Genomic DNA, 14,217 nt, shown 5'->3' with positions numbered 1-14,217 from the left:
AAGCTAGCTACGCGGCGGCTTGCGACCCGCTGGCGGTCGCGGGCTCGGCGGGCTCGGGCGACGCCGCCGGGAGCATGACCACCGCCCGGGTGCCCTGATCAGAACCGCTCTCCAGCCAGAGCTCGCCCCCGAGCTGGGTCACGATGCCGTGACAGACCGAGAGCCCGAGGCCGAGGCCCTGCCCCTGCGGCTTGGTGGTGAAGAAGGGGTCGAACACGCGGTTCAGCACGTCCGGGGGCACCCCACGCCCGGTATCCTGGATCTCCACCACCACGCGGCCGGTCTCGCTCACCCGCGTCGTGAGGGTGATCTCGTTGTCCTCGGGGGCGCCCTCCTCGATGGCCTGCGCCGCGTTGAGCACGAGGTGCAGCATCACCTGGCCGAGCCGCGCCGGGCTCCCCTTCACGGGCGGCGTCTCGCCGTAGCGCTTCACGACCCGCGCCCGGTGCTTGACCTCGTTTCCGGCCACGTTCAACGCGCTGTCGAGGAGCGCGGGCAGGTCGGCCTGCCCCTCAACCACGTCGTCGGTGCGGGCCATGAGCTTCATGTCCTGGGCGATGCGGTGCACGCGCTCGGCCCCCTGACCCGCCTCGGCGAGCGCCTGCACGAGCTCTGCCGCGGTCGCGTCTCCGATCGGCAGCTCCGGGGCGGCGCCGGCCAGCATCTCGCGCACGAAGGACAGGTTGGTCTCGACGTAGGTCAGCGGGTTGTTCACCTCGTGCGCCACGCCGGCGGCGAGCGTCCCGAGCGAGGCCAGCCGGTCCGACAGGGCCAGGCGATCCTGCATGGCCTTGCGCACGGTCACGTTCGTGCCGTAGAGGTTCGCGTAGCCCTCGGTGGCGAGAATGCGGATCGCCACCTCGTAGGTCTGCCCGTCGCACGCGCACTCCACCACGCGCACGCGGCTCATCTCCCAGGTGCGCCGGACCTCCTTGAGCATCGCCTCGGGCAGGCGGTCGCCGACCCCCCGGGACCAGCACCGGAGAAGCTCAATGGCGGCGGGGTTCGCGTAGAGAATCAGGCCCTCGCGATCCACGCGAAGCACGGGACTCGGGCTCTCGGCCGCGAAGCGCGCCTCGCCCTCGAGCTTCGCCTCCGCCCGCCGCCGCTCGTGCAGAAAGAGGAGACTCACCGCCAGCACGAACGCCGTCGCCGACGAGAAGCCCGCGAAGTGCCACCACTGGAGCTCCGAGACGGAGTTCGGCTGCGGAAACGTCACGCCCACGCGATGCAGCGCGAAGAAGGCGCTCACCATGGCGAGCATCACCGTCGCGGCCACCGCACCGGCCCGCGTGCCGAGGAGAAAAGCCGCCATGAGCGGGGCCGGCAAGGCCCAGGCCAGCGCCGCGGAGACCAGCCCGCCGTTGAGGTAGGTCATGGCGCCGATGGCCACGACCTGCGCGGCGAGCATCAGCGTGGCCGCCAGCCGGGCGGAACCGAGGTAGCGCATGAGGACGGGAAGCCCGCCCACGAAGAGGCCCGCGAGGCCCAGGGTCCATGCCGTCGCGTGATGGGGCTCGGGCATGTGCAGCGCTTTCGGCAGCAGCGCGAGCGACGCGGCCGCCATGCCGAAACAGGAGAACACGATGACGCGCACGCGCACCACGAGCTCGTGCGTCGGCGTGGCCCGCTGCGGCGCAAACCCATCGGCGAAGCGTCCCAGGCGGCGCGCGAGCCCCATCCCCGCCCCCCTTCCGTCCTCCGCCGGCCCGGCGGCTCCGCTTTCGATGAGCTGCGACATGATGCTCCGGCTCCCATTCGGATCATCGACCGGGTGGAGGCCCGCTTGAGTCACGCCGCGGTCGGAGCGCTGCCACGCGCTCCCCCGGTCGGTGCCTCAGCTCACCGAGGCGGCGTAGACCACGAGGCCCGCCTCCACGCTCGGCGGGGGGAGCCCGAGCCGCGCGGTCCAATCGGCAGGCCGATGCAGGGCCACGCGGTCGAAGCCCGCGCGCCGCAGCATGGCCACCCCTGTGGCTGAATTGGGGATCTGGGTCGCCTCGGGGGTACGCGAGAGCGTGTGCACCCCCCAGCGCACCACGCGCGCCGCCACCCCGAGGCCCGCTTCGAGCTCTCGATGGTAGGCCTCGGCCAGGTAGGTTCCTCCCCCACAGTGCCGGAGGAGCGCCGCCACCCGGGCGAAGATGCCCTCCTGCTGCGCCAGCGAGAAGTAGGTGATGAGGCCCTCGGTGACGACCACCGTGGGAGCGCGCGCCACGAGCGCCGTCCCGAGGTCCGCGGCGTAGTCCCGGCTCGCCAAGAGGTCGAGCGCCGCGAGCTGGTGCCCCGCGGGACGCCTCTCACCGAGGAGCTCGCGCTTCAGCGCCACCATGTCGGGCAGGTCGGCTTCCAGACACGGAATGCCTCGACGCGCCGCCAGCGCGGTGGCGCGCGGACTGAGGCCCGCGGCGAGCTCCACGAGCTGCGCCGGTGCGAGCTCCTCGACCAGCGCATCGATCATGCGGTGCCGCTGGAGCATCAGCTCCTCGAGGGACGGATAGCCGAGCCGGCGGCCCAGGGCGAAGACCGGCACGCTCGCGCCGCGAAGCAGCCGGCCGAGCGCGGTGTCGAAGGCCTCCGAGCCCGAGATTCCGGCCCGGACCCACACCTGTCCGGTGTAGTGCGCGGTGAAGGAGATGCTCTTCCAGCGGGACGGCATCGCAGCCACTCTAGCGCCTCGCGAGCGGTCGTGATAGGGACCCGCCCACGGTCTCGCGACCGTCGGTGGTCTGTCGTTGACCAGGGCAACTTTTCGGACGGGCCAGGGCCTGTCGTATACTTGTAGACGAATGCACCTGCCGGCCCACTTCGGCAAGTTCCGGCTGATGGAGCGCATCGGCGGCGGACGCCTCTCGCAGGTCTTCCGCGTCGGCCGACGCGGCGCCACGCGCGCGCCCTCCGTGGCGCTGAAGCGCGTCAACCCGGCGCTCATCGGCGAGGACGCCTTCGTGCAGCTCGTGGTGCGCGAGGCGGGGCTCCTCTCGCGCCTCGAGCACGACAGCCTCTGCGCGTGCCACGAGATGGGCGTGGTGGACGGCAGCGCCTTCCTCACCCTGGATCTCGTCGACGGCTGCACGCTGCGGGCGCTCATGCGGCGGCTGGCGCAGCTCGAGGTGCGGCTCACCGTGTCGGCGGTGCTCGCGCTCGCCTATCAGCTCGCCACGGTGCTCGACTATCTGCATCGCGAGTGCCCGACCCCCCTCGTGCACCTGGACCTGAGCCCCCAGAACGTGATGCTCACGCGAGACGGGCAGGCCAAGCTCATCGACTTCGGCATCGCCCGCTTTCTCGACGGGCACGACCCGCCCCCGCTCGGCGGGAAGATCGCCGGCACGGTGGGCTACATGTCCCCCGAGCAGGCCCGCGGCGCGACGACGCTCGACGCGCGCGCCGACCAGTTCGGCCTCGGCATCTTGCTCTGGGAGCTCCTCACGGGTCGCCGTCTCTTCCGCGGCGGCAACACGAGCGGCACCTGGAAGAAGATGCGCGAAGGCGACATCCCCACGGGCTCGCTCGGCGGCGACCGGCCCACGCCGCTGGTGAAGGTGGTGGCGCGCCTGCTCGGCCCCGCCCCCGAGGACCGCTATCCGCACCTCGGCCAGGTGGGCGCCGAGCTCTCCGCGGGGGCCACCCAGCCCCTCTCCGGTCGCCGGCCGCTCTCGGCGCTCGTGAGTCGCCTGCTCGCCGACCCCTCGTTCGATCCCTACGACGTGGTGACGCGACCCGAACGCGAGGCGAGCGCCCCCGAGATCCCGCGCGGGGACTTCGAGACCGACGAGTACGAGGAGATCAGCATCCAGGTGGATTTCGGCGCGGGCACCCCCGGCGCCCAGATCCGCGCCGCGGTGCCCGACCCGAACGAGCCGCCGACCTCCCCCTTCCTCGAGACGATCCCCGAGAGCCGGGCCGGCGGGGTCTACTGAGCGGCGGGGACTATCCGTTCTTCCGCGCGAACTCGACCATGAAGTCCGAGACCGCCTTGACCCACTCGAGCGGCACGGCGTTGTAGGTCGAGACGCGGATCCCGCCCGCCGAGCGGTGCCCCTTCAGGCCCACCATCCCCGCGGCCTTGGCCTCGGAGACGAACTTGGCCTCGAGCTCCTCCGACGGGAGCCGGAAGACCACGTTCATCAGCGAGCGGCTCCCCTTCTCGACGGGGGCGCGATAGAAGCCCGCGTGCGCGTCGAGCACGCCGTAGATCAGGCTCCCCTTGGCCTGGTTCTCCTTCTCCATCGCCACGAGCCCACCCTTGCCCTTGAGCCACTTGAGCGTCTTGCCCACCACGTAGATCGGGAAGCAGGGGGCCGTGTTGAGGAGCGAGTTCTCCTTGGCCACCGCCTTGTAGCTCATCAGGCTGGGCAGGTCCTCGCGCGCCTGCGCCAGGAAGTCCTTCTTCACCACGATCACCGTCACACCGGCCGGCCCGAGGTTCTTCTGCGCGCCGGCGTAGATGAGCGCGAAGCGCTGCGCCGGGAAAGGCCGCGAGAGGATGTCCGAGGACATGTCCGCGACGAGCGGCGCCCGCGTCTCGGGCCACCACTGCCACTGCGTGCCGAAGATCGTGTTGTTCGAGGTCAGGTGCACGTACGCCGCGCCGTCGGTGAAGCGGCACTCCTCGGCGCGCGGGATGCGCAAGAAGACCTTGTTCTCCTCGGTGTTCGCGGCGATGTTCGGCGTGCCGAAGTGCTTGGCCTCCTTCACCGCCTTCTGCGACCAGGCCCCCGTTACCAGGTAGTCCGCGCTCTTGTCCTTGGCCAGGAAGTTCATCGGCACCAGCGCGAACTGCGTCGTCGCGCCGCCGCCCATGAAGAGCACCTGCGTATCGTCGCCGAGGCCCAGGAGCTCCTTGAGCAGCGCCTGCGTCTCGTTGTGCACCGCCTCGTACTCCTTGCCGCGGTGGCTGGCCTCGAGGATCGACATCCCCGTGCCAGCGAAATCGAGGAATTCGGCCTTCACCTCCTCGAGCACCGAGAGGGGCAGGGCCGCTGGACCCGGATTGAAGTTCATCACGCGCTTGGTCACGATCGCTTCTCCTTTTCGCTCAGGTACGCGCCGATCTTCTCGACCACCTGATCGCCGATGCGGCCGAGGTTCTCCTTACTGCTGCCCCCCACGTGCGGCATCATGATCACGCGCGGCGCCTTGAGCAGCGGGCAATCGGTCGGGGGCGGGTCGCTGGTCCAGACGTCCGTGGCGTAGCAGCCGACGTGCCCGCTCTCGAGGGCCTTCGCCAGCGCCGCCTCGTCGACGCACTCGCCGCGGCCGGTGTTCACGATGATCACGCCCTTCTTCATCTTGCCGAGCGTGTCGGCGTTGATCATCTGCCGCGTCTCGGCCGTGAGCGGCGTGTGCAGCGAGAGGTAGTCCGACTCGGCGATCACGCGCTCGAGCGGCCAGAGCTCCGCCGCCGGCGAGCTCTTGACGTACGCGTCGTAGGCCACCACGCGCATCTCGAAGCCCTTCGCGCGCTGCGCTACCGCCGAGCCGATGCGCCCGATGCCGATCAAGCCGAGGGTCTTCTTGTAGAGCTCGGTGCGCTTGATCTCGTTCTTCAGCCACTTCCCCTCGACCATCGCGCTGTGCCCCGTAGTGAGCTGGTTCGGCGCGGCGATCATCAGCGCCATGGCCAGCTCGGCCACCGCCACCGTCGAGGCCTCCGGCGTGTTGTCCACGCGGATCCCCTTCTGCTTGGCGGCCTCGGCGTCCACGTTATCGAGCCCCACGCCGCCGCGAATGATCAGCTTCAGCTTGGGGGCCGAGTCCATATACTCGCGCGTGCACTTGGTCTTGCTGCGCACGAGTACGACCTCCGCCTCGGCGAGGCGCGCCTTGTCCTCGGTGACCTCCCCGAACTTGGCCAATCGGCCGGGGAGCGACGCATCGAACGCATCCGAAATCAGGATCAGCATCGGTTCTTCTCCTGTTGGGTTCCCATCGGCAATACGGCACGCACGCGCGAGGCGGGCGCAGACGCGCAGGGCCGGAGCCCTACGGCGAGCCTACTGCTCTCGCCGCGACGCGCCTCACGCTCGAATCGCATGGCGGGGATCTAACACATCGCGGCGCATTCCGCGAGCGGGACGCCTCCGAGGAGGGGCCGAAGCTGATGCAGGTCAAGAATGCGGGGACGCCTAGAGCGAGGACGCGACGCCGGACGGTCGGCGGCCCGTCGGAAGGGCGGCGCCCGCGCTCCTTGCGGGAGGGGATCCGCGTGCGGCAAGATGCGCGGCCCATGACGCGTCGGATGGTGTGCGCCACCCTTACCGCAGTCGGCGTCTTTCTCCTCGGAAGCGGAGTCGCTCGCGCCCGCCCCGAGGGAGTGCGCCTCTCGGTGGTCGAACCGGCCCACACCTCCATGGGAGTGGCCTGGAACACCGTCGACGGCGCCCCGGAGGCGGTGGTCGAGTACCGGCCGGTACCGCCCCGAGGCCTCGGCGGCGACGGCGCGGCGGCACGCCCGTGGCAGCGCACGGTCGGAGTCACGCGCCCGCTCGGCGGCCCTCTCGGGACCCTGAGCGAGGTAGTCCTCACGGGCCTCGCCCCGGGCGCGACCTACGTCTATCGCGCGGGCGGACCGCGGGGCGGCTTCTCGACGGAGTACCGCTTCCGCACCGCTCCCGCACCGCACCCCGTCTGCGGCCACGTGCGGCTGGCCTACGCGGCCGACTCCCGCGCCGAGGGCTGGCAGAAGGGCTTCGGGGCGAGCGCGCGCTGGCCGCTCCTCGCCGCCCAGGCCCTCACCCGGGGGGCTGCGCTGATCTTGCACGGAGGAGACATCGTCCACGACGGCCGCAAGCCGGTGCAATGGGCCCACCACGTGCGCACGAGCGAGCTCGTGGCGGCGCGGCTGCCGATCATGTACGCGCTCGGGAACCACGACGACGGCCCCGGGGAAGGCGAACGCGCGAACTACAACCGCCTGCTGCTCCTGCCGCGCGCCGCACGGGCCCTCGGCGGTCACGGCGTCGAGGACTACTACGGCTTCCGCTACGGCAACGCCGTCATCGTCGCGCTCTCGACGGAGACCTTCCGCGGCGGGGCGCGCCCGTTCGCCGAGCAGGCCCGCTGGCTGGACCGCTTTCTCGCGCGGAACCCCGCCCGCTGGCGCGTGGTCTTCATGCACCGACCGATCTACACGCACCGCATCTGGCCGATCAACCATCCCCCGAACGAGGCGGGCCAGAACGCGGCGCTGGTGCCCATCCTGAACAAGCACCGCGTGGACCTCGTACTCGCGGGGCACAACCACTGGTACGAGCGCTTCGCCGCCTCCCGCTGCGCGAACGGCGCGAGCCCGTCCCCCTGCCCTGTAGCCCCAGGTGAGAGGGGAACGGTCTACGTGACCTCCGCCGGCGGCGGCGCCTTCCCGGTCCCCTTTCCCGGCAAGACGAGCCCTGCACGCCCCGCGGCGGCGACGGGCTTTCATCTGGTGCTGGTCGAGCTCGAGCCCACGCGCCTCGTCTTGCGCGCCCTCGCCGAGGACGGACGGGAGCTCGACCGCCACGAGATCGGCAAGCGCGACCCGGAGGGGCAGAGCTGCGACACGCACCCACCTCCGCCGTGATCGCGATTCGAGCAGCGCGCGCACCGGTGATAGACTGAAAGGGAGGTCCTCACCGACGATGCGACGCGGCGCTCTCCCCCCCGGCCGGACAGTGTGCAGGTTTTCTGCACACCGCGCGCGCGCCCCCCTCGCCCTGCCGCTCCTCCTCTGCGCCGCGCTCCCCGCCTGCGTGCGGGGAGGCTTCGCCGCGGAGAGCTTCTCGGGTCAGATGGCCGACGGCAGCCTCGGGCTGACCGACGGCGCGCTTCCCGGCGGAACGGACGGTCTGCGGACGCCCGGCGACGGCGACGGCGCCCGGCCCGATGGTCCCGGGTCCGACGGCCTCATCTCGCGAGCCGACCGCGGCGGCGCGCGCGACAGCAAGACCTCCGTCGGCGAGGGCGGGGCGTCGATCGCAGATCGCGGCGCCTCGAGTGCCGACCGCGGGGCCACCGCGCCAGATCAACGGCTCCTGGCCGTGGACCTCGGACTGCAGCCGGCGGACGCCAAGATCCCCTCCTTCGACGTCGGGACCCTGCCGAATCCCTTCGGCCAGATCACCGGCACCCTCTCGCTCAAGACGAGCGGCCTGCTCACCTGCTCGGGCGCTGCCGACAAGGACTGCAAGGGAGAGCTCTTCGTCGGCGTCTACAGCCGCGCGTTCCCCCCCTTCGACACGCTCTCGCTGCTCGCCGGCCGCTCGCTCCCCTACGCCGACCTGAGCGGCGGACAGACGGTGCCCTTCACCCTCTCCAAGGTGCCCGCCGGCTACCCCGTCTATCTGTGGGCCTTCCTGAAGGAGAGCGGGCCGATCGGCACCTCCACCGACCCGTCCGTCGGAGATCCCGTCACCTCGACCCAGACCCCGGCCATCCCGATAGCCGGCAGCTCGATCAACGTCGTGCTGCAGCTCCGCTCGCGCTGGTTCGCCCCGTGAGGTGAGGGGTCAGGGCCCGGCGCTACTGCCGCGGCTCGAGCACCACGCGCGCCGGTCGGCTGGTCGGGGCCTGGCCGATGCGCAACGTGTCCCCATCTACCTCGTGAACGCAGCCGTCGCAGAGCACGCGATACCCGGCCCGGTAGACGCGGGGCGGAACGACGAGCTCCGTGGGTGCCGCGCTCTCCGGGTCCGGGTCGAAGACCACCTCGAAGCGCCGCGCCCCCGGCTCGAACCCGTAGCGCCGCGGTCTTCCTGCGACGCGCGACGGATAGGGCCGGACGAGCGACGCCAGGAGCTCCGGTTTCTCACGCCCCGTCTCGTCGAGCAGCCCGTACCCGGCGTCCTTCCCGTAGTGCCAGACCATCGTCCCCGCCGCCACGGCCCCGGCCGCCGCGTACTCCGCGTCCAGGTAGGCCGCGATCCCCGGATGACCCGCGACGCCCCCGTACTCGCCGAGCCAGAGCGGTGCGCCGAGAGCCCGCGCGTCCGCCGCCAGCGCCGCCACGTGATCGACCACGGCTTGCCTGCGCTCCTCGGAGAAACCGAGCCCCTGCTCCGCCGTCGCGTCGTAGCTGTGCGGCGCGTACACGAAGGGTCGCCCCGCGATCGGCCGGAGCCCCGTCGGGAGGCCCATGTTGCGGCTCGCCGCGGGCTCCAGGAAAGGAAGCCAGTGCGGGGCCTCGGCCTGCACGCGCGCGCTGACCCGTTCGTAGAACGGCTGCAACCGCGCGGCCTCGAAGCTCCAGACCGGATGGCTCCCCCAGTGCGGCTCGTTCATCACGTCGAAGCCGACCACGGCGCGCGAGCCCGCCAAGCGCCGCGCGACCGCGGCCCAGGCCTCCGCATAGCGTTCCTGCAGCGCGCCGTCCCGCCAGAAGCCGTCGAAGCAGCCGGTCACCTCCGGCGTGGCGTAGGCCAGGAGCCACAGCTCGGGCACCTTGTGCCGGGCGTAGTTCTCCTCGGGGCAGGTCCAGCGCGGCGCGCCGTTTCCCTCGGGGAAGCCCTCGCCCCAGACGTCCTGGTGCAGATCGAGCACGACCAGGAGCCCGGCCTCCTCGGCCCACCGCACCCGCTCGGCCAGGCGCTCCAGGTAGTCGCGGTCGATGCGTCCACGCTCGGGCTCCACCGCCGCCCACGCCACGAGCAGGCGCACCGCGTTCAGCCCCCAGTCCGTTCGCACCCGCCGGAAGTCCTCGGCTCGGTGCCACGCGAAGCGAGAGGTCCGCTTGTGCTCGCCCGAGAGGTTGACCCCCCGCAGGATCACGGCCCTCCCGTCGGCGTCGCGCAGAAAACCATCGCGCACCGCGAGGCGCGTCGGGGGCACGCCGTCGTCGGCCACGCACCCGAAGGACGCGAGCCCGACGAGGCTCAGCCCGACGAGCGCGCGGCCGCCGCCACTCACTTGTACTCGGTGTGACAGGCGGCGCAGGCCTTGCGCACTCCCTCGAGAGCGTCGGAGACCCCGCTCGCGTTCTTCGCCTGGGCGGCGGTCACGAGCTTGCCCGACTCGCCGTGCATCTGACCGGCGTAGGTGGCGAAGCTCGGCGCCTTCTGCTGCGCGAACTTGTCCCGCAGGAGCGCGGCGGTGGCCACGAGCTTCTGGCCCACGCCGACGAGCGCCTCGTGCTCCTCGGCGCTGAAGCTCTTCTGCTTGCGCTTGCCGAACCACGGATCGACCGTGTGCGCTTGGAAGTGCATCAGCTCCTTCAGCGTCGGGATCTGCGGGATCTGCTCGAGGGTGTAGTCCTGCTTGGGCTTGGGTACGCACCCCGCGGCGAGCAGGCCGAGGCCCACCCACGCGACGATCGTCGTTGGTCTCATTTCACGCCGTCCAGTTGAGGGTGAAGGGCTCGTCCTTGAGCATCAGAGAGCGTTCGAGCGCGGCGAGGGCCAGCGTCCGCACGTCGGAACTCAGATGGACCAGGTGCCGCGAACGCTCGAGCGCCCCCGAGGTGATGGCCCGCAGCGCGCCGAGCAGCGCTTCGGGCCGCGTGCGCATGTGCACGCACGCGCAGACGTTGCGGAGCAGGTTCTGCACCTCGAGCTTGCCCCGGTAGGCCTCCTGGAGCTCCGAGACGAAGTTCGTCTCCGTCGCGATCCCCACCGTCGCCCCCGGCTCCGCCTCGGCGAGCTGCGCCAGGCGCTGGTGGATGAAGCGCGTACTCCCCACTCCCACGTGCTCGCGCCCCGCTCGCGCGAGGGCCACGCGAACGTGCGCGTGCGGCACCTCGGGATGGAGTAGCAGATGTCCTCGCGGGTGGCGCGCCACGAAGGCCTCGATCACCTCGGCCTCGGTCTTGACGTGCACGTTGCACTCGCCGGTCCAGACCACCAGCTCCGCCTCGCGGAGCTCGGTGTCGGTCAGCCCGCCGTCGCGCTCCGTGTGCCGCCAGAAGGCCAGCCGCGAGAGGCCGAGCTCCGCCGCCACGTTCGCCGCCAGATGCTGGTCCGGCAGAAAGACCGGACACCCTCCGCGCTCGAGCACCCAGCGCACCGCGTTCGTGGCGTTCGACGAGGTGCAGATGATGCCACCGAACTCCCCCGTCACGGCCTTCACCTGCGCGCTCACGTTGGTGTAGCAGACGGGGATGAACTGGCCCCGCTGCAGCGTCCGCGCGTCGTGCACCGTCGGGGCGAGGAGGGCCGTGCGCTCCAGCATCTCGACCACGAGGTCCTCGGGGGCCGAGGCCTCGAGCGAGCAGCCCGCGTCCACGTCGGCGAGCACCACCTGCTGCTCGGGCCGCGCGAGGATCGCCGACGACCCGGCCATGAACGGCACGGTGATGCAGACGAGCAGCTCCCGGTCGCTCTCTCGTCCCGCCCGCGCCAGCGCCTGCGAATCGGCCTCGACGAGCTGCGCCCCGGCCTCGCGCAAGAGGCGCTTGATCCAGGTGGGCTGGTAGTAATGGATGAGGAAGAGCGACCGGCCCTGGACCTCCGCCACGAGCGCGCGGAGCTCCGCGAGCACCGCCTCCTCGGGCTGCCGATCGAGCGGCGCGCAGGTCTCCTCGGCCGTGAAACGCTGGCTGATGTCGTGTTGCATGGCTTCGCCGCCCTCATCCCGGGCGCCGGCCCGGTGCCGCGTATTCTATGCGGGCCTGCGGGCGGTGGCCAACCCCCGACGATGAGATCCCCGACGAAGCGCCGCGGCTCGGCACGCTCGGCGGAGCGCCTGCGGTATGCTGACCTGATGCGCCCCTCACCGCTGGACGTACGGCGCGCCCGAGCCGAGACCCCCGGCTGCGAGCGCGTCCTGCACCTGAACAACGCCGGTGCCTCGCTCATGCCGTCGTGCGTGATCGAAGCGGTCGGCGCCCACCTTCGACGCGAGGCCGAGGTCGGCGGGTACGAGGCCGAGGCGGAGGCTGCCCCGCGGCTGGCGGAGGTCTACGACCACGCGGCGCGGCTCCTCGGCTGCGCGCCGGACGAGGTGGCGGTGCTGGACAGCGCCACCCGCGCGTGGGATCTCGCGGCGCACAGCCTTCCGCTCGCCCCCGGGGATCGCATCCTCACCGCGCGCTCCGAGTACGCGAGCAACTACATCGGCCTCCTGCAGCTCGCGCGGCGCACCGGCGCGACCCTCGAGGTCCTCCCCGACGACGAGACGGGCCAGCTCGACCTCGCGGCCCTGGAGCGCCAGCTCGACGAGCGGGTCAAGCTCGTGGCCCTCACGCACGTCCCGACGAACGGGGGCCTGGTGCAGCCGGCGGCCGAGGTGGGACGCCTCGCCCGAAGCGTGGGCGCCACCGTGCTGCTCGACGCGTGCCAGTCCGCGGGCCAGCTCCCCCTCGACGTGCGCGAGCTCGGGTGCCAGCTCCTCGTGGCAGCCGGGCGCAAGTACCTGCGTGGCCCTCGGGGCACGGGGCTGCTCTACGTCGAACGCGCCCTCTGCGCGCGACTCGAGCCGATCTTCCTCGACCTCCACGGCGCCACCTGGGTCAGCCCCGAGCGCTACGACGTGAACCCCGGCGCGACGCGCTTCGAGACCTGGGAGAGCAACGTGGGTGCGAAACTCGGGCTGGGAGCCGCGCTGGCCTACGCCCTCGACTTCGGCCCGGAGCCGATCTGGACCCGGATCTCGGTGCTCGGCCGGGCGCTCCGCGAACGACTGACCGAGCTGCCCGACGTCGCCGTGCACGACCTCGGGCGCGCGCCGTGCGGCCTCGTGAGCTTCACCGTCGCGGGGTCGTCCCCCGACGCGCTCTGCGCACGCTTGCGCCAGAAGGGGATCAACGTCTCGGTCTCGCGACGAAGCTCCACGCTTCTCGACATGCAGGCCCGGGGACTGCCCGACCTGCTGCGCGCCTCGGTGCACTACTACAACACGGAGGAAGAGCTGGAACGCTTCGTGCGCGCGCTCAGCGAGGCGCGCTGACGCGAAGGTAAATCTATTGCGTCGCCAGCTTGCGGTGCGCCGCCCAGTCGGGTACGGGCGCCTGCTCGAGGCGCTGGATCGCCGCGGGCAGGTCGAGGAGCCCCGCCCGCTGCTTCACCGCCAGGATGCGCGCGAGCGCGTCGTTCACGCGGGTCTGCACCTCCTGGGCCGTGGCCTTGACCACGCGGCTCGCGCCCGTCAGATCCTTCACGTTCAGCTCGAGCCCGCCGTCCCAGGCCTTGACGAGCAGGTCGCGCGCCTTCACCGCGTCCACGACGGTGCCCGTCATCAGCATGTCGGCCCCGGCGAGGAGCGAGAGCGCCGCGGCCTGCTCGAGCGGCCAGTAGCGCGTGATGGCCTGCATGTTGAGATCGTCGGTGACCGTCACCCCGGCGAAGCGCGGGTCCTGCCGGCCCCGGAGCAGCGCGACGACCGCGGGCGAGAGCGTCGCGGGCCAGCTCGGGTCGATCGCTCGATAGACCACGTGACTCACCATCACGAAGGCCGCCTGGGGACTCTGCCTGAGCCCCTGCCAGAAGGGCACGAGGTGCGTCTGCTCGAGCGCCGCGACGCTGCTCGGGTCCACGGCCAGGCCGAGGTGCGTGTCCGACGCCGTTCCGCCGTGCCCCGGGAAGTGCTTGAGCGTGGTCAGGACCTTCCCCTCGTGGTAGCCGCGCAACGCCGCCGTCACGCAATCGGCGGCGCGCTTCGGATCGGACGCGTAGGCGCGGTCCCCGATCACGTTGCTCCCCACCACGAGCACGTCGGCGTCGGGCCCGAGCGTCACGTCGATCCCCGTATAGAGGAGCTCCTCCGCCTGCGCGCGCGAGACCTGGTAGACGTAATCCGTCCCCCGATCGCACTGCAGCTTGGCCGAGGGAAAGCGCGTGACCTGCGACGGCGCCTCGAAGTAATGCACGCGCCCCCCTTCGTGGTTCGTGGAGGCGAAGACGGCCGCGCTCAGGCCGTTCGTCTGCGCGCAGCGCTGCAGCGCCAGGTTGGCCTGACGGAGCGCTCCCTCGGTGGTCACGTCGCTGCCGTGGTAGACCACGCCACCCGGCTGAAGCTCGGCGATCTGCGCACAGCTCGCGGCATAGCGGGCAAAGAGGAGCTGCCCCACCCGCTGCCTGGGCGTGAGCCGCTGGATGAAGGCCGCGAGCGGGTCGCTTCCGTCCAGGCGCGGCCCGAGCTCGGCCGAAGGAGGCGGCGCATCGACGCGGCCGTCCGAAATCGGGGACGCGGCGTCGGCGACTGCGCCGTCCACCGACGACGCCGGCGGTGACGAGCACCCCGAGCCGAACGTCGTGAGCGAGCTCCCGAGGCAGACCGCGAGAAGCGGCAGAACGTGGCGCATGGCCT

12 protein-coding genes are annotated in these 14,217 nt (G+C 71.6%); 4 read left to right on the top strand and 8 right to left on the bottom strand.

Annotated features, from left to right (window positions below):
* Positions 1-7: 7 nt before the first annotated feature.
* Entirely contained in the window at positions 8-1,741 is a 1,734-nt protein-coding gene (locus tag IT371_19575; protein ID MCC6749875.1) for a hypothetical protein, read from the bottom strand.
* Between the two features lie 96 nt (positions 1,742-1,837).
* Positions 1,838-2,659: a class I SAM-dependent methyltransferase gene (locus IT371_19570; protein ID MCC6749874.1), complete on the bottom strand. Its 822-nt coding sequence runs from the start codon at positions 2,657-2,659 to the stop codon at positions 1,838-1,840.
* A gap of 130 nt (positions 2,660-2,789) precedes the next feature.
* Here IT371_19570 and IT371_19565 point away from each other — a divergent pair, with 130 nt between their 5' ends.
* Positions 2,790-3,923 carry a serine/threonine protein kinase gene (locus IT371_19565; GenBank protein MCC6749873.1) on the top strand — a complete coding sequence of 378 codons (1,134 nt, stop codon included), beginning with the start codon at positions 2,790-2,792 and terminating at the stop codon, positions 3,921-3,923.
* A gap of 10 nt (positions 3,924-3,933) precedes the next feature.
* Here the strand turns inward: IT371_19565 and serC are convergent, their stop codons facing one another.
* Positions 3,934-5,007: a 3-phosphoserine/phosphohydroxythreonine transaminase gene (gene serC, locus IT371_19560; protein MCC6749872.1), complete on the bottom strand. Its 1,074-nt coding sequence runs from the start codon at positions 5,005-5,007 to the stop codon at positions 3,934-3,936.
* Between the two features lie 11 nt (positions 5,008-5,018).
* Positions 5,019-5,909, bottom strand: a complete 891-nt coding sequence (locus IT371_19555; GenBank protein MCC6749871.1) for a hydroxyacid dehydrogenase — start codon at positions 5,907-5,909, stop codon at positions 5,019-5,021.
* A 323-nt stretch (positions 5,910-6,232) separates the two neighbouring features.
* On the opposite strand from IT371_19555, the gene IT371_19550 reads away from it, so the two are divergent.
* Positions 6,233-7,564: a metallophosphoesterase family protein gene (locus IT371_19550; protein MCC6749870.1), complete on the top strand. Its 1,332-nt coding sequence runs from the start codon at positions 6,233-6,235 to the stop codon at positions 7,562-7,564.
* Between the two features lie 58 nt (positions 7,565-7,622).
* A complete protein-coding gene (locus tag IT371_19545) occupies positions 7,623-8,480 on the top strand; it encodes a hypothetical protein (protein MCC6749869.1) in 858 nt (285 codons plus the stop codon).
* A 22-nt stretch (positions 8,481-8,502) separates the two neighbouring features.
* Here IT371_19545 and IT371_19540 read toward each other — a convergent pair whose 3' ends face one another.
* From IT371_19540 to nadA, 3 genes are read right to left on the bottom strand one after another with little or no spacing between them, the layout of a single operon-like run.
* Positions 8,503-9,885 (bottom strand): cellulase family glycosylhydrolase, encoded by a 1,383-nt coding sequence (locus IT371_19540; GenBank protein ID MCC6749868.1) that lies wholly within the window; start codon positions 9,883-9,885, stop codon positions 8,503-8,505.
* Positions 9,882-10,304 (bottom strand): cytochrome c, encoded by a 423-nt coding sequence (locus IT371_19535; protein ID MCC6749867.1) that lies wholly within the window; start codon positions 10,302-10,304, stop codon positions 9,882-9,884. The genes IT371_19540 and IT371_19535 overlap by 4 nt, the downstream gene beginning before the upstream one ends.
* Position 10,305: 1 nt before the next feature.
* Positions 10,306-11,526 (bottom strand): quinolinate synthase NadA, encoded by a 1,221-nt coding sequence (gene nadA / locus IT371_19530; protein MCC6749866.1) that lies wholly within the window; start codon positions 11,524-11,526, stop codon positions 10,306-10,308.
* 147 nt (positions 11,527-11,673) lie between these two features.
* Between nadA and IT371_19525 the strand changes: the two genes are divergently transcribed.
* The gene (locus tag IT371_19525; GenBank protein MCC6749865.1) at positions 11,674-12,858 is read left to right on the top strand and encodes an aminotransferase class V-fold PLP-dependent enzyme; all 1,185 of its coding nucleotides are present in this window, start codon (positions 11,674-11,676) and stop codon (positions 12,856-12,858) included.
* A gap of 13 nt (positions 12,859-12,871) precedes the next feature.
* Here the strand turns inward: IT371_19525 and IT371_19520 are convergent, their stop codons facing one another.
* Complete coding sequence (locus IT371_19520) at positions 12,872-14,212, bottom strand: glycoside hydrolase family 3 protein (protein MCC6749864.1); 1,341 nt, start codon at positions 14,210-14,212, stop codon at positions 12,872-12,874.
* Between the last annotated feature and the right edge of the window lie 5 nt (positions 14,213-14,217).

The organism is Deltaproteobacteria bacterium (assembly GCA_020848905.1).
Taxonomy (GTDB): domain Bacteria; phylum Myxococcota_A; class Polyangia.
This window is presented reverse-complemented; position numbering and strand designations above follow the sequence as displayed.